Here is a 23744-nt window from a genome sequence, read left to right as displayed (position 1 = left end):
TTGTTGTAAGCCAGCGACAGGGATGAGTATAGGACGATGAGTGTCACGGTGAGAAGTAACAGAATGTCATTGTTTATCGTGATAGTAGCTGATCGTCATCTGATACTATAATGGAGAGAAAGTTTGGGTGTAGATGAGGTGTGCCAATTGCTTGCTTTTGTTAAACGATGGTTATGGGTTGACTGGATGATCTTCACCATCCACTTTATGTGGGGATTGACGATTATTCTCGGTTTTGTCAGCCATCACGATCAATTGCCTTATCCGCTAGCGATTACATTGATCGTTTTGTTCTTCGTGCTTGTCGTCCCCAGTTGTTTGCGTCGATACTCTCGTAACCTATATTTGTTCGCTGAGATTATTTTGAGTGGAAGCTTGTGCATTGCCTTGAACTTCTTTTTTGAAGGAGTAAGATGGCAGTTTATCCCCATCGCTTTTCTCATCGGGTATCACAGTGTGGAACGATCTTATCGCTGGACGGGACCATTGGCGATTTTGGCGATTCCGTTTCTTGTGAGAGAGGCAATTGGGGTTGATTTCAAGCCAATAGTCGTAAGTGATCTAATTGTGTACCATTTCGCGGCATATGCGCTTGGTTTTGCCTTTCAATTGCTTAGTCGTATGCACAAGCAAGGGCTGATTATTCAGCACCAGAACCAAATATTGGAGCAATACACTTCTCGGGTGGAGGAAATCACGCTGCTGGAAGAACGGAACAAAATGTCCAGAGAGCTGCATGACACGATCGGACACACGATGACATCGCTTATTATGGGGATGGAGATGCTTCGGTCTAAAATACCAGATGCGGAGGCTAGTCGGCTGGACATGCTTTTGCGGATGGCCCGACAAGGTTTGGACGAGTCCAGAGGGATTTTCCACAAGTGGGCTCAGAATGGCTATGAATCTGCTACGACGATGGAGTCCGCCTTCGTTGAATTGATCGAGCAGTTTCAAGTGGCTACAGGGGTGTCCGTCAAGCTGCGTATGTACGGCGCTGAGTATGCGTTGAGCCGTTCCTTAAAGCTGACTTTGTACCGTTGCTTGCAAGAAACACTGACCAATGCTGTGCGACACGGAAAAGCATCACAAATTCAAGTGGGGCTTTACTTTGAAGAAGCCCAGATCCGGTTGCAGGTCGAAGATAATGGGCAAGGAAATGGGACAATCGAATTCGGCTTTGGTTTGCAATCGATGAAGGAAAGGCTGGAAGCACTTCAGGGACGATTATCGATCCATTGTATGGACGAAGGCGGTGTGACGGTCATTTGTAGTCTGCCAGCTATGCAGGCTGTACCAAGTGCAGGCATACGTATCCTGATCGTCGATGATCAGCCCTTTGTGAGGGAAAGCTTGCAACTCGTTTTACAGAATCAGCAGGATTTGCAGGTGGTCGGGGTCGCAGAGAACGGCTTGATGGCACTGGACATCATTCCAAAAGAAAAGCCCGACGTCGTACTTTTGGACGTTCAAATGCCTGTTATGGATGGGGCGAAGACACTACAAGCGATACGTGAGCGGTGGCCGGATATGCGTGTCATTATGTTGACGACCTTCGAAGAAACAGCTCTTGCGGCAGAAACGCTAGGGAGAGGCGCGAATGGCTACTTGTTAAAATCGGTTAGTCCGATCGAGCTGGTAGAGGCGATACGAGTTGTTCATCAGGGTGAAGCGTTGATTAACCATAAAATTGCGGATGTTCTTTTCAAAGAAATGCGCTTGCAGCAAGAAGAGCTGAATGGACTTCGCCAAAAGCAAGGACGCGAGTGTCCCTATGGGATGACGGAACGGGAAAGAAGCATACTGACCTCGTTAGTAGAGGGGCTTCGCATGAAAACAATCGCGGAGAAAATCTTCCTTTCTGAAGGAACGGTGCGCAATTGCACCACAGTGATTTATGCAAAATTGGGTGTAAAGAATCGCGAAGAGGCCGTTAAAAAAGCACGGGACGAAGGGCTTACTGGTTAGATGGCAAGTATTTTTTGGTAGTTATGGTAGAATGGACAGTATCGAATGGAGGTTATATCAAAAATGAGTCAATTGCCAAATTGCCCAAAATGTCATTCAGAATACACGTACGAAGATGGAAGCTCCTTGGTATGCCCGGAATGCAGCCATGAGTGGACGTTGCAAGCAGACAGCGACAACGGTGAAGATAACAGGGTCATCAAGGATGCGAATGGAAATGTCTTGAACGATGGCGACACCGTAACCGTCATTAAAGACCTCAAGGTTAAAGGGACTTCTTTGGTCGTGAAAATCGGAACAAAAGTGAAAAATATCCGTTTGATTGACGGAGACCATGATATCGACTGCAAAATCGATGGTTTTGGTCCAATGAAATTGAAATCGGAATTTGTGAAAAAGGTGTAAGCTGGGAATGTAACGGACAGGAAAAAGCTGACTGCATGGTAGATTGCAGTCAGCTTTTTTCGTAAAGGAAAGGTCTTGTTAGGTGAGACGGTGAATGGACCAGACGATGCCCTCGCCGCTTCCGCCTAAGTTGAGATTGATGGTCAATCCATTGGCCACATAGAACAAACCGAGTGTATCACCTGCATTGAGTTGAACGTCACCCGCGAGTGTGACGGTTCCCGCCCCCAGGATGGTTCTTAATATGAGTACGAGCGCAATGTTTACGTTGAGAACAGGAAAATCACCGATAATGAGATTTGTTGCAGTAGGGGTGATTCTCTGTACTTCAATTGCAGGGGTGATTTCCGGGCCTAAACTAACGGTAATGGCTTCGCTTGTTTCATAGTTAATGGTTGCTTTGATGGCGTAAGTTCCAGTCGCTGGTACTGTATAAGTGCCAGTTAGCGGATTGAAACTTGGGCTGCCATAGTAGGGGCTTGCTGTTGACCAGTTAACGAATTGGGAAGATTCGCCAAGGGTTACAGTTGATAAAAAGGCTGAGAAGTTTTCAGTGGTGAATGCAGGTCCAGTCGCGCCAGTGGCCCCGGTAGCGCCAGTTTCTCCGGTGGCACCCGTCGCACCAGTCGGTCCAGTAAGCCCCGTCGCACCTGTAGCCCCGGTGGCACCCGTCACACCAACGCCCGTGGCCCCTGTAGCCCCCGTTATGGCACCTGTGCTGCTGGATGAAACAGACAGGATGTTGTCCAGTTTCGATTGCAAGAGCATTTCACTTTTCGTAACGTCTTGCAAGGTTTGGCGAACACTTGCATTCACCAGAAGGAGATCGCTTACCGAAGCAGGAACAGTCAAGCCTGGTAGTGTACCAATGGCATATTGCATTTTTTCTGCTTCTGCATGAATAATATGCCCGAGGCTGAGCTCTTCGATGGCGATGGAAGTAAGGAGGAGATTGATAGCATCGTCTCTCGTTACAGTAATGGTGGGAGTAATATTGGGAATATTGGCTTGAGACATGGCATTCATCCTTCCTGTTACATTCAAAAACTTATTACTATGCTATGAGGCTTTATCTGTGCGCGTGCCTGGCTGTATAGAAACGGAAAAAAGCCAATCTGATTTCCAGATTGACCTTTGTGTTAACTGGTAAGCACCGTGCTCATCAAAAAATAGACCACCATTACTTATGGCATGTAGACATTCACCCACAGGGTGGGTAACTTTTTCATGATCACGAGGGGAATCAGGTCAGAGACTCAAAGTACTTTTTGTTGTAGAGAATGCTAGGGTGAGTTGGGTTGTATAAATAGGCAATATCATTGTGGTGACGTGATTTCTCGTTGTCCCCCATTTGAGAATAGCATAAGCAGAGTTGCAGATGAGGTAGCCAGGTCCAGGAAACATGGTCGATGTGTGCGAGCTTTTCACCAGGTCGTTCTACTTTTGTTGCGAGATCATACCAAAAAATGGCCAGCAGCCAATTTTTATCTTCGACGTGAAAGGCTCCAATCTGGCAGCACGCTTCCGCCCGTGGGCGATCGTAGTTGAACGTACGGTATAGCGACGACAGAACATTTTGTCTCTCATAGAGGTGGGAATAGCAACTCGCCAACTTCAAGCAAGCGTTAATGTTGTCCTCTACCCAGCCTTGTTGGGTGTTCAGGAACTTCGTGTAAAAAGTAATGGCCTCTTCATGATACTGATTGTCGCGTAATTCATTCGCATAATAGTACAAGTCCCGTGGGGAGAATTCTTCCCCTTTGGCATCCCTGCGTCGATAGATTTGTAGATTGCGGTCCGTGTATTCCTTCTGCTTGTTATGCGTGATGGATATGTCACTGTTGATGACGTTACCGCTCACTTCCAAATACTCATGGACGGGTCCGATCCAGCGAAATCCGCGGTCGCGTTTTACGAGGCGATTGCGGCGAATGCTGTATGCCACATTCCCATTGCTGTCTACAGAAAGGTTGTAGTTCATCGTGACACTGTCGATGTTGTAATTCAATGTAAACCTCAACTCGCGGAAGAGCTGACGGTCTTTTTCCAGAAGGATATCGTCTGCATCCAGCCACAAAATATAGGGGCAGGTTGCCTTACTGAACGCATAGTTGCGTGCGGCTGAGAAATCATCAATCCACTCGAAATCATAAATGGTACAGCCATAGTTGGACGCAATTTCTTTCGTGCGGTCTGTTGAACCCGTGTCGACGATAATGATTTCATCGACGAGATCCGCAACGGTGGAGAGGCAACGCTCCAGAGAGTCTTCTTCATTTTTGACAATCATGCATAAACTGATTGAAATCTGATTCGCTTTCCTCGCTGTCATGCCATTTTTTTTGCGATAATCGCTCACTCCTGCCAGATCCGACTGACGGTAGATGTGGTACCCGGGAAGATGTGTATCCACATGCAAAGAAAAGCCCATAGCTACAGCCCGAACGCAAAAATGCCGATCTTCTCCCCAGAACGACAAGTTCGCAATTCGTTTAAAGCTGACGCCTGCCTCCAAGACCTTTCGGTGGATTAATGTGCATGCACCGAGGCCTCCTACCTCATACACACCCGGTTTACGCAGCATCTCCAAAAAGTTTAGGTTCTCCGCTGATTCGGAAGCGCCCTCGCGTGTTAACGTGTATTGATCCATCAGCCAAACTTGAGGAAGCTCAATCGAATCAGGCTGCCAGCGTGTCCAGTAAATGTTGGAGATAATATCTTTATTGGCTTGAAGCAGCTGTTGCAGGGTGTGTGGATGTAAAACGAGATCGGAATCGATCAAAAACAAGTAATCAAAACCCTCTTTGAGCGCATAGGAGATAATCGTATCTTTCATTTGCGCTACCTTCCAAATATTCCGTTCCGTCCAATAATGGGTCATTTCATTTCGGACATACGTATCATCGTCTGTGTTTTTGAGGATGACGGTTCGTTTGTTCTCCTTCTCGAAATCAGCCAAGAGTGTACTGGAAAGTGGGTCTTTGTTATCGTCAATGAACAGGTAATGGATCAGTTCATTTTTGGTAGTCAACTCTGTGAGGGATTGAAGAAATTCCTCCAAAATAATCGGGAATTGTTGAATGGGACTCCCGATTAAAATACGTTTTTTACCCATGGTACACCCCCATATACAGCCTTTGTTCAAGTGTTTGGCGCGGGTTTGCTGAATAGCAGTAAACCATTGTCCACCTTTGCGACAATTCTGTTCTCTTGCTGTAGTTCTTTTAAATAAGAGCGGACAATCGAGGTAGTCAAACCGTAGCGGTGCAAGTCATCTTCAAACGCATACTTTTTCATGACCTTTTGGACTACTTGTTCGAGAGTGCTTGGCTGCTCATGAATCCATGCTTCAAGAAAAGCAGAGGTGTCTTTCATAAGGGTGAGATGCCTGTTAATTAGCCCTGTGACTGTCTTGTAAGGTCCGCCATGGTACAGCACATAAGCGTTCAATTTCATCATCGAGAGCTTCTTGAAGCTTCTTCTGGCAGCCTTCAGATCGTTAAAAAAAAGGAGATCCTGCTTGTTCAATGTTTTGGGACCAAACAAGGCATCGCCGCAGTAAAGGACATGATCAGGGGTAATAATGCCGACCATTCCCGGCGAATGTCCAGGTAAGGAGACGATTTTGAATGGAATGGTATGGACGTGAAAGATTCCATCGGTGGATGGAAGATAATCCGTTACGAGCGCACGTGTATTCTCTTTGCTTTCATCAGGCTTCGTATCAGACCCTCCACCTGCGTCAAAAACCAAAGGCTCAAGATGCGGATTTTCGATGATATAGGATGCTAGATGTGTCGCATAGATGCGAAGGTTGGGGAACCTTTTTATCAAATAGGGATTGCCACCGTGGTTAACAGCGTGACCATGTGTATGAACAACGGCAAGGATTTGATACCCTCGATCGCTGATTCTCGCGCATACTTTCTCGATGACAGTGGTATTCGGGCCGCTATCAATGCAAACAGCAGTTTTGCTGGACCTATCCAAATAGACACCGATCCCGAATTTACCGGAGACCACATAACTGTTGCCGGCCACTTCGATCAATTCCAAACGAGCCATATCCCTTACTCCTTCATTAGATTCAGGTTCATATGTGGATGACCTTGGTGACATTGCCGATACGTACCTTTACGGAGTTCGGTACAAAGGGAGGCTTTGTAGGTGCAGACACTCGCTTAGCGAGCATTTTTTTCTGGCCACGCACTTTTGCCACGTTTGTTACATGCTTGGGACGCTTGGTTTTGCTTTTGTTTTTATCGGGAGTGGGGACGGACGCAGCCTGTGCTAGTAATGGGGGTTTTTGACGTGCTGATTTCCGGTTTTTGGCTGTATCGATGCGTGCTTTGTTTGCGAGCAATGGAGGGGTTGGGGTAGGCACAGGTGGAACGTCAAGCTGTACAGGTTCGTCGTCTCGAATATCTCCTTCTAGCTCCAATTGCATCGGCTTGTCGTAGGGGGAATTCTCTTCCGGTTCTATCGAGTAAAAAGCTTGTAATTGCCGCAGATGATTTTCTATCAAGGTGGTGATTTGTTTATGTGGAATCCTCCATGTCTTTACCCATTCCGATAACTGGGCTATCGCAGTAAGGACAGGAGTGTGCATTTCACTAGTGGGATGGAGGGGGGGATGCGATTCAAAAAGGAAGCTGTGAGCAATCTGCTTATTATGTATGTGGGTATGCAGTCTGACGAGCAGATTGATCATCGTTGATATTTGGTAGCCAAACAGCATGAGCTCATAATCTTTGGCATGATGAAAGCGAGATTCCAATCCTTTGACCAACTGGAGGATGGAATAGGTCAGCTTTAGAGCGGTTTGGTCATCGATACCTTTGTTCTTCATGGCAATTGACCTCGAATTTCTGAAATGATCAATCGTTAATAGTCGATGGTGAAGTCGTCATCCAATTCATCCCCGAAATTAGATGCTTCCATCTCAAAATTTGATTTAAGCGCCACAGGGTACATGTGAATGGCTGCGTTCAGCTTTTTTAACAAAAGCCACTCAGCCATGAGCACTGAATCCAGAATCGAAATGACTGTACGATTAAAGGTAATGATCTCATCATTAGAGGGGTTGTTGGGGAAGTCCAGATTTTTGCCAACGAACGCAAGGGCTTTGTCAGCTTCGGCGTTTAGCAATCTGGACAAGGCTTCTTCCTCTAGGGCAATCGATTGCAGCAAATGACTCAGAGCTTCTTCGCGCGTAGGCACATCATATGAAGGAACTTTATCTTGTAAGGTCATCATCATCCCTCTTCAATAAAATTAGGATCCCGTGAAAAGCAGTGTAGGTAGTAAGGGTTATTCTTTGAAGCAAGAAAGGTCGGGGATGTCAGGGGTGTCAGGTAAGTCATCGTGATGATGCTCCTCATGATTATGCATCTGCTCCAGCTTGATAATATCCTCCAGCCTGAATTGTAGGAGCATCTCGGTCTTAATGACATTGCGCAGCATGCGTTCTACGCTGTTGTTTAAGGCAAGTGCATCATTGAGCGAGAGGGATTGCTCCTTCACGATCCTTTGGATCTTTTCCCCCTCTGTATTAATAATGTGAGAAAGTCCGATTTCCTCCAGCGCAATGGAGGTGAGAAGCAGATTTAATACTTCGTTTCGTTTCAATATGATTTCCGGTGTTATATTGGGGACCGTGGGCATTGACATCGTTATCCACATCCTTTGTTTGTATGGCTTTGTATACAAAATAAGACTTACCCGAAATAGAAGGCGTACGTAAAAACGATAGGATCGTCACAGGATCGCGTAATTGGTAGTGAATAAACGGAATCTTCCTCGCAGTACATGTTATGTAACCGCGATCTTAATATGACAACTTAATCGTACTCATTCGATAAGGAGGCAAAACCTGAGGGCTGTTGCACAAAGGACATGAGTCATGCACGGCTCCAGCAAAAGGTTCGAAAGCCAAGGAAATGGCGGCGTTCTGAAAGAAGCAGTCCATTCATAGAGTAAAGGGGGGATAGACTACGATCTCAGTGATGTGTGTAAAAGGAGATGAGCAGCATGTCCGAGGCACCCAAAATTTCCTTATGTATGATTGTAAAAAACGAAGAAGAGTGCCTTCACAAGTGCTTGGAAAGCGTGAAAGATCTTGTGGATGAAATGATTATTGTAGACACGGGGAGTACTGACAACACCGTAGAGATATGCAAGTCATTCGGAGCGGTCGTGCATTCGTATGAGTGGCAGGATAACTTCGCAGAAGCCCGAAACTTTGGACTGGAAAAAGCAACGGGCGACTGGATTTTGTGGATGGATGCCGATGAGGAAATGAATAAGGAAGATGGCAAGAGCTTGAAGGAGCTGCTTCGTGGTCAAGAAGATTCTCTTTTTTATATCCATCTAATTAATTACATTGGAGATGAGATAAATGAAGACGATGCTTTTCATATCGCTCACTCACGTTTGTTTCGCAATGGCATCGGTTTTCGCTTCCATTTTCCCATCCATGAAACGCTCAACGTAGAAGAGGTTCTTCCCAATCTGACCGAAGATCTCCACATTCAAATCTTGCCTGTACGGATATACCATTACGGCTACATGAATGAATGTACTGGCAGAAAGAACAAGTTCGAGCGCAATATTGGGCTACTTATGAAGGAATTGGAAAAAGAGGACCACTCTCCATGGATTGAGTATCATCTTGCCAGTGAATTCTCACGTATCCAGGAGCATGAGAAAACGTTCAAGTTCGTGAATCTGTCTATTATCGGGTTTCTCGAAAACCATATGATGCCTCCTTCGCTTCTTTATAAGCTCAAATACTCTACGTTGATCGCGATCGGCAGTGCTGAGGGAGCCTGGCCAGGAATTGAAAAGGCAATCGAGATGTATCCGGACTATGTTGATTTGCATTTGTACAAAGGGATCATTCAGTATTTGAAAAAGGACTATAAACGTGCTTTGATGACATTTGATCACTGCTTGGAGTTAGGGGAGAGCAACATTCGGCATCTGACCTTGAAGGGATCTGGAAGTTTTCACGCCTGGTACTACAAAGGGCTTTGCTACGAAGGATTGGATCAAGTGGAGGAGGCTGTGGCCGCTTATCAGACGGCATTGGCAATGGCGGAGAATCATGCGCCTGCCAAGAAAGCATTAGAGAAGCTGTGCTCGACGGCTGAAGTGAGTCATACGTCAAACAACAAATAGCATTGTGGCAAAAAGCTGTTTACGTCGATAGTTCAGACGTAACGGCTTTTTTTGTAATGGCAGAGCATGAACAAAATGACGTTAATCATCTTTATTACGGTAAAAGGTTTAATAAACATAATGTTTCATTTGTGGCAGCGGATTGTTACAATAAAAAACGCATTTTATCGGTAATAATAATCATTATCAATCACAACGAGTGAGGGACAAAAGATGAAGCGAACATATGGAATGAAACGTCTCGGCTATATGCTTTGGACGCTTGCACTGGCAGGTACGGTCTTACTGACTGGGTGCGGCAGCGCAGAGCAAAAACAGCCAGCAGCAGGTCAAGATAACGCGAAAACTGCACAAAAGCGCATCGTGAAACACGAGCTGGGCGAAACGGAAATCATCGGAGACCCGAAAAGAGTCGTCGCGCTGGAGTACTCCTTTGTAGACGGACTATGGGAGCTGGGAGTGACGCCTGTAGGAATCGCGCAGGAGAAGGATAAGGACGTAGAAGGATTGATCGGCAAAAAAATCGAGTATACCCCTGTGGGGACTCGCCAGCAGCCGAGTCTGGAAGTCATCAGCTCGTTGAAGCCGGATTTGATTATCGGTGATTTGAATCGCCACAAGGACATTTACAAGGATTTGCAAAAAATCGCACCGACGATCATTTTGAAAAGCCGCAACTCGACGTATCAGGAAAACCTGAGCTCGTTTGCCACGATAGGGGAAGCGCTGAACAAGCAAAAAGAAGCAGAGCAGCGCCTGATCAAGCACAAGGAGATCATCGCGGAGTTTAAAAAGAAGGTACAAGCTGGCGATTCCCGCAATGTCATGCTGGGAGTATTCCGCGCAGATTCGCTGTCTGCACATGGTGCGAAATCGTTTGATGGCGAATTGCTCGAAATGATTGGAATCAAAAATGCAATTCAAGACGCGCCAGAGCCAACGGTAAAAATCAGTCTGGAGCAAATGGTGCAGTGGGACCCAGATGTGATTTTCCTGGCGGAGGCTGACGACGCGCTGTTGAACGAATGGAAGCAAAATCCACTCTGGAACAATATCACCGCAGTCAAAAATCAGGAAGTACACAAAGTAAATCGTGACCTCTGGACGCGCTATCGCGGACTGAAATCCGCAGAACGCATTGTGGAAGAGGCAGTGAACCTCTTATATAGCAAGGAAAAATAATATACGATGCAAATTCTGGAAAAGACCGATCGCTGATCTGGTCTTTTCCGTGTTCCTGCACGTGGTAGTAGATCGAGGTGGCTTGTATTGCAGAAAACAACGACACGACAACGAAAAAGTACCTTTGTCCTCCTTGCGATCGGCTTGGTAATTCTCTTGTTGATTGGTTTGTTGCTGAGCTTGTTTACCGGAGTAGCTTCGCTGCAGATTCGATCATTAGTAACGCATTGGTTATCGGGTGAATACTCCAAGGAGCTCTTGATTTTCCAAACCATCCGCGTTCCAAGAGCCGTGCTGGGAGCCATCATTGGGGCGAATTTGGCTGTGGCAGGCGCCGTGATGCAGGCCGTTACCCGCAATCCGCTGGCATCCCCGCAAGTGTTTGGCGTGAATGCGGGGGCTTGTCTGGTGGTCGTACTTGCGATTGTGTTTTTACCGGATATCGGGAAAGCCAATCTCATTTATTTTGCATTTGCTGGAGCGATTCTCGGGGGACTTGTTGTCTTTGGATTTGCAGCTTCCCGCGGGATGACTAATCTCAAGATCGCTTTGGTAGGAATGGCCATCCACCTGCTGCTCACCTCCATTACGAAGGGAATTATTATTTTTAACGAACATATCTCGAATGTATTGTACTGGTTGTCTGGCTCCATTAGCGGAGCGGCTTGGACGGATGTGCAATTGATTTTGCCATGGTCGATGGCGGGACTCCTGCTGGCGATCTGGCTGTCTGGCTCTTTGTCTGTGTTTCGACTGGGGGAGGAAGTCGCGATGGGGTTGGGACAAAAAATCGCCCGCGTCCGACTGCTGTCTTATATTGTTGTCGTTATTTTGGCAGGCGCCTCTGTTGCTGTCGCCGGAGCTGTTGGGTTCGTCGGACTGATGATTCCGCATATCGCAAGGAGGCTCGTGGGTACGGACTATCGCGGCGTTATCCCTGTGTCTGCGCTTGGTGGCGCTGTCTTGGTGACCTTTTCCGATATCCTGGCTCGCTTGATTTCCTATCCGTTTGAGTCTCCTGTAGGAATTGTAACGGCTCTCTTGGGAACCCCGTTCTTTCTGTACTTGGCGAGAAAAAAGGGGAGGGAAATGGTATGACTTCGCGAAAAAACACCCTGCTCCTGATGGGCCTCGGTGCCTTAGTCTTAGTGGCAGCATTGCTTAGCATGGGGATCGGTCCGATCTTTATCGGCCCTGATCAACTCATTCGAGTGATTATGGGCGAAGCTTCATCGCTTACGTTTATGATTGAAAACTATCGATTGCCGCGGGCGTTGCTCGCGATTCTTGCTGGAGCGGGCTTCGCGATCGCTGGTGTGATTTTGCAAGGAATGATTCGTAATCCGCTGGCATCACCGGATGTCGTAGGGGTAACAAAAGGTGCGGGCTTGTTTGCAGTTGTGGTCATCATTTTGTTTCCGACTGCTTCACCACTTCTCCTCCCGATTGTCGCGTTTTTGGGAGCACTAGCGGTAGCGATTGCCCTCATCTATTTCGCTCGGAAAAGCGGTGCACAGCCAACTACGTTTGCCTTGGTTGGAATGGGAGTAGGGGCGATCTGCCAAGCGTTGACGGAATTCATCATGGTGAAGTATCCGATGCAAGCCAATGATTCTCTTGTCTGGCTGGCAGGGAGCTTGTGGGGGAAAGGCTGGGATGAAATTTACGCTTTGCTGCCGTGGCTGCTCGTATTCATTCCGATTAGCTTTGCCCTGCATCGAAAGCTGGACATTATTAGTCTGGATGAAGGGAGCTCCACCGGGCTTGGACTGAATGTCGTGCGAACACGCTATATGCTCTTGCTGCTCGCCGTTGCGTTGGCAGGCGCATGTGTAGCGGCGATTGGCTCGATCGGTTTTGTGGGATTAATTGCGCCACATATGGCGAGAAAGCTGTTCGGTCATCAGCATCGTTATCTGTTGCCAGGTGCGGCTGTTTTGGGAGCGTTGATTCTCGTCATTGCAGATGCATTGGGGAGGGGACTGAATCCTCCGTTCGAGATTCCCGCGGGTATCGTGACGGCGGTCATCGGTGTTCCGTACTTCTTGTATTTGGTGCGTCAAGAGAAGAGAAAGTAAAAAAGCATATGTAGCCAGTGCGTTCCTGTATTGTACAGGGGCACACTGGTTTGTTTTTTTCTCGAACCGCTCCTTTTCTAACCATAAGAAACCCCCTCCGAGTAGAGTGTACCACCCACCACTTTGTGGGCGAACTTTTTACACTGTCTACTCAAAGGGGATATTAGTATTAGCAGTCTAGGTTTTTTTCAATGTTCACATTTTCCCTTTTTACTCTTGTTTAAGCCATGCGTTAGCCAATGTCATGGCTCCACGTGCTGCCTCCGTATTCGCCAAATCATTAAGCATAACGAAATCGTGGATGATCCCTTGGAAACGTACCGTTGTTACAGGTACACCAGCCTCACGAAGTTTATTTCCGTAAGCCTCCCCCTCATCGCGCAATACATCTGCTTCCGCTGTGATAATTAATGCCTCCGGAAGTCCTTTCAACTGTTCTGTCGTTGCACGCAAAGGGGAAGCAGTGATTTCCGCTCTTTGTTTCGGATCGGTTGTATATTGATCCCAGAACCATTGCATGGCGTCACGACGAAGGAAGTAATCCTTGGCAAACTGATGATAAGAAGGAGTATCAAATGACGCGTCCGTTACAGGATAGAATAGCAGTTGCTTGTTAATTTGTGGGCCTTTTCGTTCTTTCGCCATGAGAGTAATAGCTGCTGTCATGTTTCCGCCAACACTATCCCCTGCTACTGCCAGTTTTTCAGGGTTCATGCCGTGCTGTTTTCCATTTTTCGATACCCACTCCAATGCTGTGTAAACTTCTTCGATCGCAACTGGATACTTTGCTTCCGGAGAGAGGCTATAGTTGGTAAACACGACTGCAGATTGGGAACCAACTGCAAGTTCACGTATCAATCGGTCGTGCGTATGCTCGTTTCCGAATACCCAGCCAGCTCCATGCGTGTACAAAATTACGGGGAGGTTTTGAGGGGCGTTCTGCGGCTTCACAATCCTGATGGACACAGTCCCTTTTGGCCCTCCGTTAATGGTAAGGTCTTGAATATCAACAGGTGATTTCTTCACAGGACCAGACTGAACCTGATCCACGGCCTTTCTCCCCTCTACTGGTCCAAGATCGAATAAATACGGAGGGTTAGCTGTTGCGTCTGCGAATTTCTGAGCTTCAGCCTCGAGCACTACTACTTTATTTTCCATTTTCTTTTCCAACTTTCCTTGTTTTGTTTGTTGAGAAGCATCTGCGTGTAAGAAGGTATTAACACTGTAACCGCCAACCAGTAATGTGAGCGCAATACCAGAAAGTAATGCTTTACTCTTGTTCATGAATAAATTCTCCCTTACATTTTTTCACATGAGTTGAACTGTATCTTGTATTCGGTTTTGTAGCGGTAAAAGTAATCACCACAAATTAAGTTTACATAAATTTAATTGCACACAATCAATTAGGTAAAAAAATATTGCGAATGTCCGTTCCCTGCCTGAAGCATCCTACTTCCGGGCCCTTTTTGTTTAGATGACTCTTAATTCAACATGCATGTTGCCGTTGCGAGTTGCTCTTGAATACGGACATACTTGGTGAGCCTCTTCTACCAATTCCTTTGCTGTGTCTCGGTCAACGCCGTTTACTTTAACTTCAAGAACCGTGTGTAATTGGAATCCGCCCTCCGCATCTTTTCCAAACGAAACGTTTGCCGTAACCGTCGTACTCTCCAGCTTGATCCGTTTTGTACGGGCAACGAGGTTCAGTGCTCCATCGAAGCAAGCGGAATATCCAGCAGCAAAAAGTTGTTCAGGATTGGTGTAAGCACCGCCAGGTCCACCCATTTCCTTTGGAGTGCGAATTTCAAGATCAAGTACGCCATCGGACGATTTCACTACTCCGTTTCGTCCGCCGGAAGCAGTTACAGAAGTTGTATAAATTGGTTGCATGAACACTCTCTCCTTTAGTTGTTAACGATTATATTGTACGCAATTTAATTTACCACTCACTTGAATTCTTGTCAACAAGAATAGCTATTTAATTTCGCGCTATTAAATTTGACATTACTTACCCTGGACGTTATCATTCTTTCAAAATATGCTATATCGGAGTGGATTTTATCCATGAATAATGATGAATTTCTACAACTAAAGAATCAGCTTTGTTTTACCGTATATGCACTGTCCCGTGAAATTACTCGTATGTATCGCCCCTATCTGGAAGAAATGGGCGTAACCTATCCACAGTATCTAGTTCTGCTCGTTTTATGGGAGTATGGCGACTGTACAGTAAAAGAGCTTGGAGAACAGCTTTACCTAGATTCAGGCACGTTAACCCCACTCCTGAAACGAATGCAAGAATCAAAATTGGTCACACGAGACCGTTCGAAAGAGGATGAACGAGTTGTCGTGATTCGCTTGACAGAAAAAGGACATTCTCTAAAAGAGCAATCCTGTAAACTGCCAGAAGCTTTATTAAATAATAGTAGGCTCGATCCTAAGGAATTTAGTGAGCTTCTCCAAAGTAGCCAACATCTGCTTACGCACATCCATCATTCAAACGAAGCCGTCAATTCCAAAAGATAACGTTACTTTTTAAAGGAACGGACCGTGAATACCAATTTACTAAGAAGAGCCTGACCAGTGATGGTTGGGTTTTTTCCTGTCCTGAAAATATTTATCCAATCCTTGTAAGAAAAAAACCGATCTTTTCATAGTAAAAGTAGAATGGTTGCTGGACAGTAGAAGTGAACGGAATGTCTGGTGATAGAAATAGAAGGGAGCGACAAGTCATGGAGGAGGATCAAGAGTGGGTGAAGCAAGTCTTGGGTGGCGACCCGCATGCCTTTGCCCACCTTGTGAACAAGTACAAAAACAGGGTGTGCTCGTTACTCGTACGGATGGGCAATTCCCCAGAGGATGCAGAGGATTTCGCACAGACTGCTTTCGTCAATGCGTATAAAAGCTTGCAGCAATATGATGCGAGCCGTCCGTTTTCAGCTTGGTTAAATAAAATTGCAATCAACTGTTGTCTGCAAGCATGGCGGACGGCACAGAAGAAGAATCCGATCGTGCCTTTTCAAGAATCCATGAAGGCCCACACCAATGATGAAAACCCGGAGTCGTTTTACCTGGCTCGTGAAAAACAAAACGAAATATTCGCTGTCATGGGAGAACTCGCTTCCCATTACCGGATCGTGCTTACTCTACGATATTTTGAAGAGCTGAGCTATCAAGAAATTGCTGAGACGATGCAAGTGCCGGTAACAACCGTGCAAGTTCACCTGTACCGCGCGAAGAAAAAGCTCCGTGAGCTCATGGGGAAAAGGGGGGAACTTCATGAAATGTGCTGATTGTATCAGACTGATCAATCAAATCGACAGAGAGCTTTCACATGAGGAAGGAAGACAGCTTCAGGACCATATCGCTGGTTGTGGGCATTGTCAGTCCATACTGCTTCAGAAAGTCGATGAAGTGGATGCAGACTTGAGTAAACCTTGGCCGATCGTATCTGCTTCGGATCCTTTCACCGAAAAAGTCATGGCGGAAATTTTACAAGTAGAAGAGCAACAACAAGAATCGTTACGTCGAAAAAAATGGCCTAGTCGTCTATGGAAACGAGTAAGCATTACCGCAGCCATACTGCTGCTTGTCCTGACAGTAGGTGTCGTATCATCCCCCACGCTCGCTAACTATGTCACGTCAATTTTTTCCGAGTCGTTTATCGCAGAAATGCAGCGTGGAGGCGATCTGGGCTTTTCTCAAAAAGTGAATCAAACAGTCACGGATCAAGGCATTACCGTACTGGTGGATGAGATTTTGGTCGATCCATTAAAGATGTATGTGTCGATTCGATTTTTCACGGAACAACAGAAGGAGCTGGAAGCTTCGATTGAGTTTGAAAACAAGGACAACCGGATTTTTCTGTCTGACAAAAACGGGAAGTACATCGGAACGGAAGTGCAGAATTCATATGACTTCGAGACGTTGTATCTGCCGGAGAATGTTCCAAATGATTTGATTCTCAACCTGAAAGTAAACAGAGTGGATCTGCGCGACGATTCATCTACAGAAGACGAAGAGAAGGTAAATCCCACCTACGGAAGCTGGCATATGAAAATTCCCGTCTCTCTGGAAAAAAGCAAATCGGCGACGCAAACGATCCCGATTAAGAAAACATACACCTCTCTGCAAGGGTATACCCTGGAGGCTGACAGACTAGTGCTGACACCGATGGAATCGAAGCTGATTCTCTCCTCTAAGATGAATGAGCAAGAGAAGGCGCGTATGGAGTCGAAAGTGGAAGCAAGAATGAAGGTTCACAATTCGCTTTACCCGGACAAGGTCACCACCCAAGAAGTCTGGGATTCCATTGGACCGAATGCGACAGTCATGTGGGAAATCGTCGATGAGACAGGCAAGGTTGTGATGGATACAAACGGGGCGGATGGCGAGTTTTACGGTCCGATTGAACCAAACAAAAAGCTGACGTATCGTACTGTCTACATCGAGAAGGCAGAACCATCCGATTTGCTCATGACTTTTACACCTGCAAAACTCAACGAGCAGCCTGTAACCTTTACAAATGAAGGGAATACGTTTGTCTTGAAGTCGTTTCGCATCGAGCCCGATCCTGATCCAGATACCGGTACATCCGGGTACGTCGGTATCATTGAGGCAGAGATCACCTACCACAAGGACACTGTAGAGTACTATCGAATGGATGCCGTTGGATTAGGCATTGTCAAAATGGAGAAAGACGATCGCTCCAAGGACAGTAAGCGTCCACATACAAGAATGATCACCATACACAATTTCCCAAAAGGAGCAGGAAGAGAGAATCAACCGGTAACGATTATAGGCACTAAGCTAATAAAAAGGTATGAAAATGTGGATTGGAGCTTTGACATCGTAAGTCCAGCGCATTGAGGAAGCCATCGCTTTAGTCCTTCATAAATTGGCGTGCAGCTGATCATCCTACTACTGACAGCTCATTCCCGACCATTTCCTTTCATGGTAAACTGTCATGTAAGTGTCATGCTTCATCCATTCTGTCCTATTAGGTGGTACATACATGCGGTCTATATGGAAGATATACAAAACAGACTGGATTAACATTTTCAAGGTCCCGACTGGGATTTTTCTGATCATCGCCATCATTCTCATTCCTTGTTTATACGATTGGATCAACATCAAATCCGTATGGGACCCTTACGCCAATACGCAAGGGGTCAAGGTAGCGGTGACGAGCGAGGATCAGGGAGCTACGGTTGAGGATAAAAAGGTCAACATCGGAGAGGAGCTCATAAAGAGCTTGCATAACAACCAGAAACTAGGGTGGACCTTTGTGGACAAAGAAGAGGCCAGAAGGGGCGTGGAGCAGGGCGATTACTATGCCAGCATCCTGATCCCGGCTGACTTTTCCACAAGAATCACGGGAATTGTTCATGGCAACCTTAACAAGCCCGAAGTGATCTATACGGTCAATGAAAAAGTGAACGCCGTTGCACCCAAAATCACTTCATCGGGCGTTTCGGCGATTGCCAAGCAGATCAACGAGAGTTTTACGGAAAGCGTCAGTGAAGCCTTGCTCACGAAGCTTACAGAGATCGGCATTAAAATTGAAGAGCAATTGCCGACCATCCGTAAAATCGAGAGTGGCGTTTTCGAACTGGAAAAAAACCTGCCTGAGATTCATGCCGCAGGGCAAAAAGTACTGGAGATTGAGAAGAAACTTCCCGAGATTCACGAGAAAGCGCAGATCATTTTGGAAGTGGAAAAAAGAATCCCCGAGATCAATCAAGCCGGGGAGGCAGTCCTCAAGATTCAGCAAAACTGGCCGAAAATCAATGAGGCGGCGTCTGTCATTATCGCGATGGAAGACAAGCTGCCTGTGATTGAGCAAGCCGTTGGACGCATTGAAGAGCTGGATCAAAATTTTGATAAGGTCGCAAACGCAGTGACTACGGCCACAGAAAAAGCGAGTCGAGCCATTGAGATCGTTTCGGCTGCGCAACAAGCGTTGCCGCGTATCGCTGATCTGACTGATAAGGGCGCGTCTGTTGCCGATCAGCTCAATGACTTTTTTACGAAGCATGACGGTGCCTTTGAAACGATTGCACCGCTGATTAAGCAAAATCTCATCTTAGCCCAGCAAGCATCAGATGCGCTCACACAACTCACAGACAGGCTGTTGCAAATCAATCCGGATCGCCTGCCTACTGCCAGTGAGGTAAATGCCGTGAAAGACAGGTTATCCAGAGCTGCAAATGTTTTGGGGCATACCGCATCGCTTGTAGAGAAAGTAAACAGTTATCTTCCTGGGCAGCTATTGAGTCATTTCGCAGAGAGGCTGCGCACGATTGAGAACAGAATGAACCGACAAATCGAGATTCTCGGCATGATTGCAAGCGCGATTGAAAACGGCAAGCAGCCTGCGAAAGATTTGGTGGAGAGTCTGAATCAGCTCTCGAAAAACACTAGCGCGGAATTGGGAGACATCTTGTCCCGTTACGATAGCGAAATCGTTCCGAAAATATCTGAGGGCATTGACAGGCTGAAGGTGATCACAGGAGAAACTACCGATCTACTGCATAAGGCCCAAGAAAAACTTCCGGATATCGAAGCGATTCTCAAAGAAACAAAGACAGGATTGGAGCTGGGATTGGCAGAATTGAAGCGAATCCAGCAGGAGATGCCGCAAATACGGTCACACGTCCACGAGCTTGCAACAACACTCAGAAGCAAGTCGGATGCTTTTGCAAATGCCATTCGCGTAGCAGCGCCATTCCTGAAGAGCAATCTTCCTGCCATCGGGAAAAAGCTCAACGAGGCAGCGGCATTTGTCCAGAACGATTTGCCCAAAGCGGAGGCGGATTTGACCAAGCTGGCTGATTTTGTGCGCTACAAGCTCCCGGAGGTGGAGACAGGAGTCCATAGAGTTGCCGCATTGGTTCGCGATGATTTGCCTAAGCTGGAGAGTGCCATTGGGAAGGCCGCCGATAAGCTGAGAGAAGTCGAAGCGAACAACAATTTCGCCGACCTTGCCAAGCTATTGCGCGGCGACATAAAAAAGGAGAGCGAATTCCTCGCAAGTCCCGTGCAGATCAAGGAAAACCGCCTATACCCGATTCCGAATTATGGTTCGGCCATGTCGCCGTTTTACGGTGTGCTGTCTCTATGGGTAGGTGCGACCTTGTTGATTTCCCTGCTGAAGCCGAATCCGGAAAATCCAGGCGGAGTGTACAAGCCGTATCAATTGTATCTTGGCCGCTTGGGAACGTTTGTGACAATTGGGCTGTTTCAGGCGCTGTTCGTCACGCTCGGTGATATTTACATCCTCGGGGCCTTTGTAGCGGATAAAGCTCCGTTTGTATTGTTCGGTATGCTGGTTAGCCTGGTGTTCGTCACGATTACGTACACGCTCGTGTCCGTCTTCGGCAACGTGGGTAAAGGTATAGCGATCATCTTCATGGTATTCCAATTCTCCAGCTCGGGCGGTACGTTCCCGATCAGCATGACCGCGCCATTTTTCCAAGCGCTGAACCCATACATGCCCTTCACGTATGCGATCAGCCTATTGCGTGAAGGGGTGGGCGGCATCCTCTGGGAAACGGTGATCCGGGATATACTCGTCCTATTCGGCTTTATCGGGATCAGCCTGTTTGTGGCGCTCGCGCTGAAGCGTCCGTTGAGCGGAATCATTGAAAAGTCGATGGAGAATGCGAAGAAGACCAAGATTATTGGGTAAAGGTTACACGGAAGTTGATTGGAATTAGCAGGGTGTCCTCACGTAGATATTACTACTGGAGGTCACCCTTTTTTTAAGGACAAGTGATTTTGTATTTTTGGTAAAATATGGGTGATTGATGAATCATAAAGGGGGAGTGAACCATGGGGAGATGGTTTGGATACATTCTACTGACGATTTTGATAGGCGGTGTGTGCTTTTTTGTCATTACTCCACAAATCACCTTTATTTTGAGTATGTTCGTCATAATCGGAACCTTGTTTTATATTGTACACATTTTGAAAAATGAACTGCCTAGATTAGTTCAGGATCGGCTGGAAAGACGATTCCATAAGACAGATAAAAAACTCGGGGAATTACAGAACCTGTATAAGCAGGAGACTGAGTAGAGATGTCGGGGGAGAGGACGCCTAGTGATGCTACCACTATGAAAAACTCGATTTCCTTAGCGTTGAAAATCGAGTTTCTCATTTTCGTGAGATTACCCCGAGGTGTCCCCTTTTTCCTGAACAGGTACGAAACCTGTCGCTAGTCGGGCAGCAGATACCAACCCCAGTATGACGATAAAGGTCTGAAGGAGCAGGGAAACGGTAATACCAACAGAAAGTGAAAACGCAAAGGCAGTCATCACAGAAACAATGGCTCCTCCCATCCCAATGACAATCGCAGGCGTGAACGTATCCGCGATAGATAGTTCAGCAGATACTTTTCCTTCTTCACCAGATTTTGCAAGAGAAAACGCAATAGCACCGCTTGTCGGGTGAGCCAAACCGATTCCGAAGCCCATAATGATCTGGCTAAAAATCGCGACCAAAATACCGAAAAGATCCTGTTGAATCAACGTAAGCGGTACGGTGCAAGCGACTCCGATGAGCATAATGACGAGACCGATGATAATTCGTTTTTTTCGACCGGCCCCTTGGTCTTTTTTATCCAGCTTTGCCTGTACATTGGCTGCCAGCGACCAACTGATTGCTGCGGAGGCAACAGCTAAACCAGCTTTGTCGGCGGTTAATCCTAAAATCGAAGTGAGTCCAAGGACGAGATACGTTTGCGTCCCGTAATAGGCAGCGACAAATAGACCCCGAGACGCCATGACGGCAGGTAAGCCTGGGCGTGCGACGAGCGTTCCTTTAGGCATGAGCTTATACAACGGGACACTGAGGGCAAGCAAACCCGCGATGGATAGCAAAAAACCGTAGATCGAGGGAATTTTGCCGAGTCCAAAAAGCAAGGCACCAGTCCCTATAGCCAAGAAAAAAGGCAGAAGAAGACTACGATTGTTTGCTGCGCTTGCTTTTGGTGGCTGTAAGCCTCGGAAAGAGGGAGTGGTTAAGAGTGCAGACAGAAAGATAAAGGGAAGGATCAACCAGAAGACATATCTCCACGACAACTGTTCAGCAATAATCCCAGCGACATACGGTCCGAACAGGCCTGGAAGAATATAAGCGCTGGAGAAGACAGCAAGAATCTGAGGGCGAAGGGAATCAGGGTAACGCAAAGTAATCATGGTATACACGCAATTGACCAAGGCACCGGCTCCAAAGCCTTGCATCACTCGCCCAAGCAGTAAAGTAAGCATATCTGGCGCAATTGCAGCAACTACAATGCCAAGGGCAAAGAGCACGATAGTGACAATAAAAGGCTGGGCAGGCCCTTTTCTATCGACGAATTGACCTGTGACCACAGTACCAATCAGCTGAGCCAACAAATAAGCACTGAATACCCACCCATAAAGATCCTCACCTTGTAGCTCTCGGGAAAGACCGGGGGCGATTGTCGTGACAGCCAAGCCTTCAAATGCTGTAGCAGTCACCACCAGAATAATCCCAATTGTCAACGCTCGGTAATGCGTGCTCCAAATCCCTTCTGTGCTCATTATTTTCACTCCTTTTTTGTATATATTTCGCCTTGAAAGTTGTTATAAATACTGTTGCTACAACAACTAATTATATACAAAAAATGACATCCTGCAATGGTTTTTGTTTTTACAAGTCTTTCACGTTCTCATAAATGATATTGAGGGTTCTTCGGAATTGGTTCACTTCTTCTTCGGTCAATCCTGTAATGGTTTTCTCGTACGCTTCAATGGAGGGAGGAAGGACCTCGTCTTTTAAAAGTCGCCCTTTTTCAGTCAGATAGACGCGAAGGGAGCGGCGATCCTTTTTATCTGTTTCGCGATGAATGAACCCTCTTTCTTCCAGGAGGAAAAGCATCCGCGCGATATTCGTTTTATCTTTATAGGTGCGTTCTGCCAACTCGTTCTGGGTCAGACCTTCTTCTTCCCATAACACGACAAATATCATCCACTGATCGATGGTGATGTTATACGGATTGCATACTTTTTGATAATAGTTGTTCAGTTTTAAATCCGTTCGTTTCACGATGACGCCGATATACTCATCCAATCTCATTGCGAAACCTCCTAGGTTAGGCAGTCAGGGCAACTGTTGATAAGACAACTATAAGGATGCTTCCGAAAAGTGTCAATTTGCAGGGCTGATATGTTGGACGCATGAAAAAGCCAAATTTGCTCAAAATAACAGCGGGATTTAATACTTATCAAAAAGGAGAAGGAATAGATGACTCCAATGCTTAGGAAAGTAACCATGTTGATGATTTGCGCGGCATTACTTGTTGTGCCGGGAATGGCAGCAGCCAAGGAATCGCAAGGAAATGTAAAGCAGGCAGAATGTATAAGGCCGAAAGAAGTAAAGCTACAGGGAGATATGCGCAGGCTCTGGATTGACCACATGCTGTGGGACCATACCTATATGGTAAGTGCTTTGGCAGGGCTGGAAGACAAAGACGCCGTACAGGCACGCCTCTTGAAAAACCAGGTGGATATCGGGAACGCAATCAAGCCGTATTACGGAGAGGAAGCAGGTAAAAAGCTTACCGAATTGCTGACAGAGCATATTACGATAGGCGGCAAAATCATTGACGCAGCCAAAAAAGGCGATCAGGCTACTGTGGCAAAGCTGGATAAGGACTGGCACCGGAATGCGGATGATATCGCCAAGTTCTTAAGTAGCGCCAACCCCAATTGGAACGAGAAAGAACTAAAAGAGATGATGTACGTGCATCTGAAGCTGCTCACTGATAATCTCCAGGCGAGATTGAGAAAAGACTGGCAAGCGGATATTGCTGCGTTTGATCAAGGAGAGGATCATATCATCTCATTGGCGGATGTACTGACAGCAGGCATCATTAAGCAGTTCCCGAACCAGTTCTAAAAGAAC

At 46.6% G+C, this 23744-nt stretch carries 22 protein-coding genes; 12 read left to right on the top strand and 10 right to left on the bottom strand.

Translation table 11 applies throughout. The features are described from left to right. The first annotated feature begins 123 nt into the window (after positions 1-123). Positions 124-1968, top strand: coding sequence for a response regulator (locus tag ODZ53_RS09025; RefSeq protein ID WP_372676704.1), 1845 nt, complete (start codon positions 124-126; stop codon positions 1966-1968). Between the two features lie 63 nt (positions 1969-2031). Beyond that, entirely contained in the window at positions 2032-2373 is a 342-nt protein-coding gene (locus tag ODZ53_RS09020) for a zinc ribbon domain-containing protein YjdM (protein WP_173626431.1), read from the top strand. Between the two features lie 78 nt (positions 2374-2451). Here ODZ53_RS09020 and ODZ53_RS09015 read toward each other — a convergent pair whose 3' ends face one another. From ODZ53_RS09015 to ODZ53_RS08990, 6 genes are all read right to left on the bottom strand, one after another. Beyond that, positions 2452-3390 carry an alpha-helical endospore appendage domain-containing protein gene (locus ODZ53_RS09015; protein ID WP_372676703.1) on the bottom strand — a complete coding sequence of 313 codons (939 nt, stop codon included), beginning with the start codon at positions 3388-3390 and terminating at the stop codon, positions 2452-2454. 226 nt (positions 3391-3616) lie between these two features. Further along, positions 3617-5488 (bottom strand): glycosyltransferase, encoded by a 1872-nt coding sequence (locus tag ODZ53_RS09010; RefSeq protein ID WP_372676702.1) that lies wholly within the window; start codon positions 5486-5488, stop codon positions 3617-3619. Between the two features lie 26 nt (positions 5489-5514). Beyond that, the gene (locus ODZ53_RS09005; protein ID WP_372676701.1) at positions 5515-6438 is read right to left on the bottom strand and encodes an MBL fold metallo-hydrolase; all 924 of its coding nucleotides are present in this window, start codon (positions 6436-6438) and stop codon (positions 5515-5517) included. A 28-nt stretch (positions 6439-6466) separates the two neighbouring features. Continuing rightward, positions 6467-7222: a hypothetical protein gene (locus ODZ53_RS09000; protein ID WP_372676700.1), complete on the bottom strand. Its 756-nt coding sequence runs from the start codon at positions 7220-7222 to the stop codon at positions 6467-6469. Positions 7223-7257: 35 nt separating this feature from the next. Further along, positions 7258-7626: an alpha-helical endospore appendage domain-containing protein gene (locus tag ODZ53_RS08995; protein WP_015893947.1), complete on the bottom strand. Its 369-nt coding sequence runs from the start codon at positions 7624-7626 to the stop codon at positions 7258-7260. A gap of 57 nt (positions 7627-7683) precedes the next feature. Then, a complete protein-coding gene (locus tag ODZ53_RS08990) occupies positions 7684-8043 on the bottom strand; it encodes an alpha-helical endospore appendage domain-containing protein (RefSeq protein WP_372676699.1) in 360 nt (119 codons plus the stop codon). Between the two features lie 360 nt (positions 8044-8403). On the opposite strand from ODZ53_RS08990, the gene ODZ53_RS08985 reads away from it, so the two are divergent. From ODZ53_RS08985 to ODZ53_RS08970, 4 genes are all read left to right on the top strand, one after another. Continuing rightward, the gene (locus tag ODZ53_RS08985; RefSeq protein WP_372676698.1) at positions 8404-9552 is read left to right on the top strand and encodes a glycosyltransferase; all 1149 of its coding nucleotides are present in this window, start codon (positions 8404-8406) and stop codon (positions 9550-9552) included. Positions 9553-9765: 213 nt separating this feature from the next. Continuing rightward, on the top strand, positions 9766-10734 hold the full coding sequence (locus ODZ53_RS08980) for an ABC transporter substrate-binding protein (RefSeq protein WP_372676697.1): 969 nt from the start codon (positions 9766-9768) through the stop codon (positions 10732-10734). Positions 10735-10821: 87 nt separating this feature from the next. Continuing rightward, positions 10822-11832 (top strand): FecCD family ABC transporter permease, encoded by a 1011-nt coding sequence (locus ODZ53_RS08975; protein WP_372676696.1) that lies wholly within the window; start codon positions 10822-10824, stop codon positions 11830-11832. Then, complete coding sequence (locus ODZ53_RS08970; RefSeq protein WP_372676695.1) at positions 11829-12812, top strand: FecCD family ABC transporter permease; 984 nt, start codon at positions 11829-11831, stop codon at positions 12810-12812. The genes ODZ53_RS08975 and ODZ53_RS08970 overlap by 4 nt, the downstream gene beginning before the upstream one ends. Before the next feature lie 210 nt (positions 12813-13022). On the opposite strand, the gene ODZ53_RS08965 is transcribed toward ODZ53_RS08970, so the two are convergent. Next, a complete protein-coding gene (locus tag ODZ53_RS08965) occupies positions 13023-13970 on the bottom strand; it encodes an alpha/beta hydrolase (RefSeq protein ID WP_372676822.1) in 948 nt (315 codons plus the stop codon). A gap of 312 nt (positions 13971-14282) precedes the next feature. Then, entirely contained in the window at positions 14283-14702 is a 420-nt protein-coding gene (locus tag ODZ53_RS08960; protein WP_015893936.1) for an organic hydroperoxide resistance protein, read from the bottom strand. Between the two features lie 174 nt (positions 14703-14876). On the opposite strand from ODZ53_RS08960, the gene ODZ53_RS08955 reads away from it, so the two are divergent. The 5 genes from ODZ53_RS08955 (at position 14877) to ODZ53_RS08935 (ending at position 20891) form a co-directional block, all read left to right on the top strand. Beyond that, a complete protein-coding gene (locus ODZ53_RS08955) occupies positions 14877-15338 on the top strand; it encodes a MarR family winged helix-turn-helix transcriptional regulator (RefSeq protein ID WP_372676694.1) in 462 nt (153 codons plus the stop codon). A 206-nt stretch (positions 15339-15544) separates the two neighbouring features. Further along, a complete protein-coding gene (locus ODZ53_RS08950) occupies positions 15545-16105 on the top strand; it encodes an RNA polymerase sigma factor (protein WP_289675218.1) in 561 nt (186 codons plus the stop codon). Next, entirely contained in the window at positions 16092-17681 is a 1590-nt protein-coding gene (locus ODZ53_RS08945; RefSeq protein ID WP_372676693.1) for a DUF4179 domain-containing protein, read from the top strand. Before ODZ53_RS08950 ends, ODZ53_RS08945 begins: the two co-directional genes overlap by 14 nt. Positions 17682-17826: 145 nt before the next feature. Then, positions 17827-20502, top strand: a complete 2676-nt coding sequence (locus ODZ53_RS08940) for a YhgE/Pip family protein (RefSeq protein ID WP_372676692.1) — start codon at positions 17827-17829, stop codon at positions 20500-20502. A gap of 143 nt (positions 20503-20645) precedes the next feature. Then, complete coding sequence (locus ODZ53_RS08935) at positions 20646-20891, top strand: hypothetical protein (protein ID WP_372676691.1); 246 nt, start codon at positions 20646-20648, stop codon at positions 20889-20891. Positions 20892-20983: 92 nt separating this feature from the next. Here the strand turns inward: ODZ53_RS08935 and ODZ53_RS08930 are convergent, their stop codons facing one another. Together ODZ53_RS08930 and ODZ53_RS08925 are read right to left on the bottom strand one after the other, a co-directional pair. Continuing rightward, complete coding sequence (locus tag ODZ53_RS08930) at positions 20984-22381, bottom strand: MFS transporter (RefSeq protein WP_372676690.1); 1398 nt, start codon at positions 22379-22381, stop codon at positions 20984-20986. Positions 22382-22490: 109 nt separating this feature from the next. Further along, positions 22491-22916, bottom strand: coding sequence for a MarR family winged helix-turn-helix transcriptional regulator (locus tag ODZ53_RS08925; RefSeq protein ID WP_372676689.1), 426 nt, complete (start codon positions 22914-22916; stop codon positions 22491-22493). Between the two features lie 168 nt (positions 22917-23084). On the opposite strand from ODZ53_RS08925, the gene ODZ53_RS08920 reads away from it, so the two are divergent. Continuing rightward, on the top strand, positions 23085-23738 hold the full coding sequence (locus ODZ53_RS08920) for a glycosyltransferase (RefSeq protein WP_372676688.1): 654 nt from the start codon (positions 23085-23087) through the stop codon (positions 23736-23738). The last annotated feature ends 6 nt before the right edge of the window (positions 23739-23744 follow it).

The sequence above is a fragment of the Brevibacillus sp. BD137 genome (genome assembly GCF_041644655.1).
Classification (GTDB): Bacteria; Bacillota; Bacilli; order Brevibacillales; family Brevibacillaceae; genus Brevibacillus; species Brevibacillus brevis_D.
Note: the sequence above shows the minus strand (reverse complement) of the source record. Positions and strands in the feature narration are given on the sequence as shown.

Bases quoted from the DNA above. Each gene is read 5' to 3' on its own strand.
- ODZ53_RS08985 (WP_372676698.1), top strand. From the start codon at position 8,404: ATGTCCGAGGCACCCAAAATTTCCTTATGTATGATTGTAAAAAACGAA.
- ODZ53_RS08990 (WP_372676699.1), bottom strand. From the start codon at position 8,043: ATGTCAATGCCCACGGTCCCCAATATAACACCGGAAATCATATTGAAA.
- ODZ53_RS09020 (WP_173626431.1), top strand. From the start codon at position 2,032: ATGAGTCAATTGCCAAATTGCCCAAAATGTCATTCAGAATACACGTAC.
- ODZ53_RS08960 (WP_015893936.1), bottom strand. From the start codon at position 14,702: ATGCAACCAATTTATACAACTTCTGTAACTGCTTCCGGCGGACGAAAC.
- ODZ53_RS08920 (WP_372676688.1), top strand. From the start codon at position 23,085: ATGACTCCAATGCTTAGGAAAGTAACCATGTTGATGATTTGCGCGGCA.
- ODZ53_RS09000 (WP_372676700.1), bottom strand. From the start codon at position 7,222: ATGAAGAACAAAGGTATCGATGACCAAACCGCTCTAAAGCTGACCTAT.
- ODZ53_RS09005 (WP_372676701.1), bottom strand. From the start codon at position 6,438: ATGGCTCGTTTGGAATTGATCGAAGTGGCCGGCAACAGTTATGTGGTC.
- ODZ53_RS08965 (WP_372676822.1), bottom strand. From the start codon at position 13,970: ATGGAAAATAAAGTAGTAGTGCTCGAGGCTGAAGCTCAGAAATTCGCA.
- ODZ53_RS09010 (WP_372676702.1), bottom strand. From the start codon at position 5,488: ATGGGTAAAAAACGTATTTTAATCGGGAGTCCCATTCAACAATTCCCG.
- ODZ53_RS08940 (WP_372676692.1), top strand. From the start codon at position 17,827: ATGCGGTCTATATGGAAGATATACAAAACAGACTGGATTAACATTTTC.
- ODZ53_RS08955 (WP_372676694.1), top strand. From the start codon at position 14,877: ATGAATAATGATGAATTTCTACAACTAAAGAATCAGCTTTGTTTTACC.
- ODZ53_RS08995 (WP_015893947.1), bottom strand. From the start codon at position 7,626: ATGACCTTACAAGATAAAGTTCCTTCATATGATGTGCCTACGCGCGAA.
- ODZ53_RS08945 (WP_372676693.1), top strand. From the start codon at position 16,092: ATGAAATGTGCTGATTGTATCAGACTGATCAATCAAATCGACAGAGAG.
- ODZ53_RS09015 (WP_372676703.1), bottom strand. From the start codon at position 3,390: ATGTCTCAAGCCAATATTCCCAATATTACTCCCACCATTACTGTAACG.
- ODZ53_RS08980 (WP_372676697.1), top strand. From the start codon at position 9,766: ATGAAGCGAACATATGGAATGAAACGTCTCGGCTATATGCTTTGGACG.
- ODZ53_RS08930 (WP_372676690.1), bottom strand. From the start codon at position 22,381: ATGAGCACAGAAGGGATTTGGAGCACGCATTACCGAGCGTTGACAATT.
- ODZ53_RS08925 (WP_372676689.1), bottom strand. From the start codon at position 22,916: ATGAGATTGGATGAGTATATCGGCGTCATCGTGAAACGAACGGATTTA.
- ODZ53_RS08950 (WP_289675218.1), top strand. From the start codon at position 15,545: ATGGAGGAGGATCAAGAGTGGGTGAAGCAAGTCTTGGGTGGCGACCCG.
- ODZ53_RS08970 (WP_372676695.1), top strand. From the start codon at position 11,829: ATGACTTCGCGAAAAAACACCCTGCTCCTGATGGGCCTCGGTGCCTTA.
- ODZ53_RS08935 (WP_372676691.1), top strand. From the start codon at position 20,646: ATGGGGAGATGGTTTGGATACATTCTACTGACGATTTTGATAGGCGGT.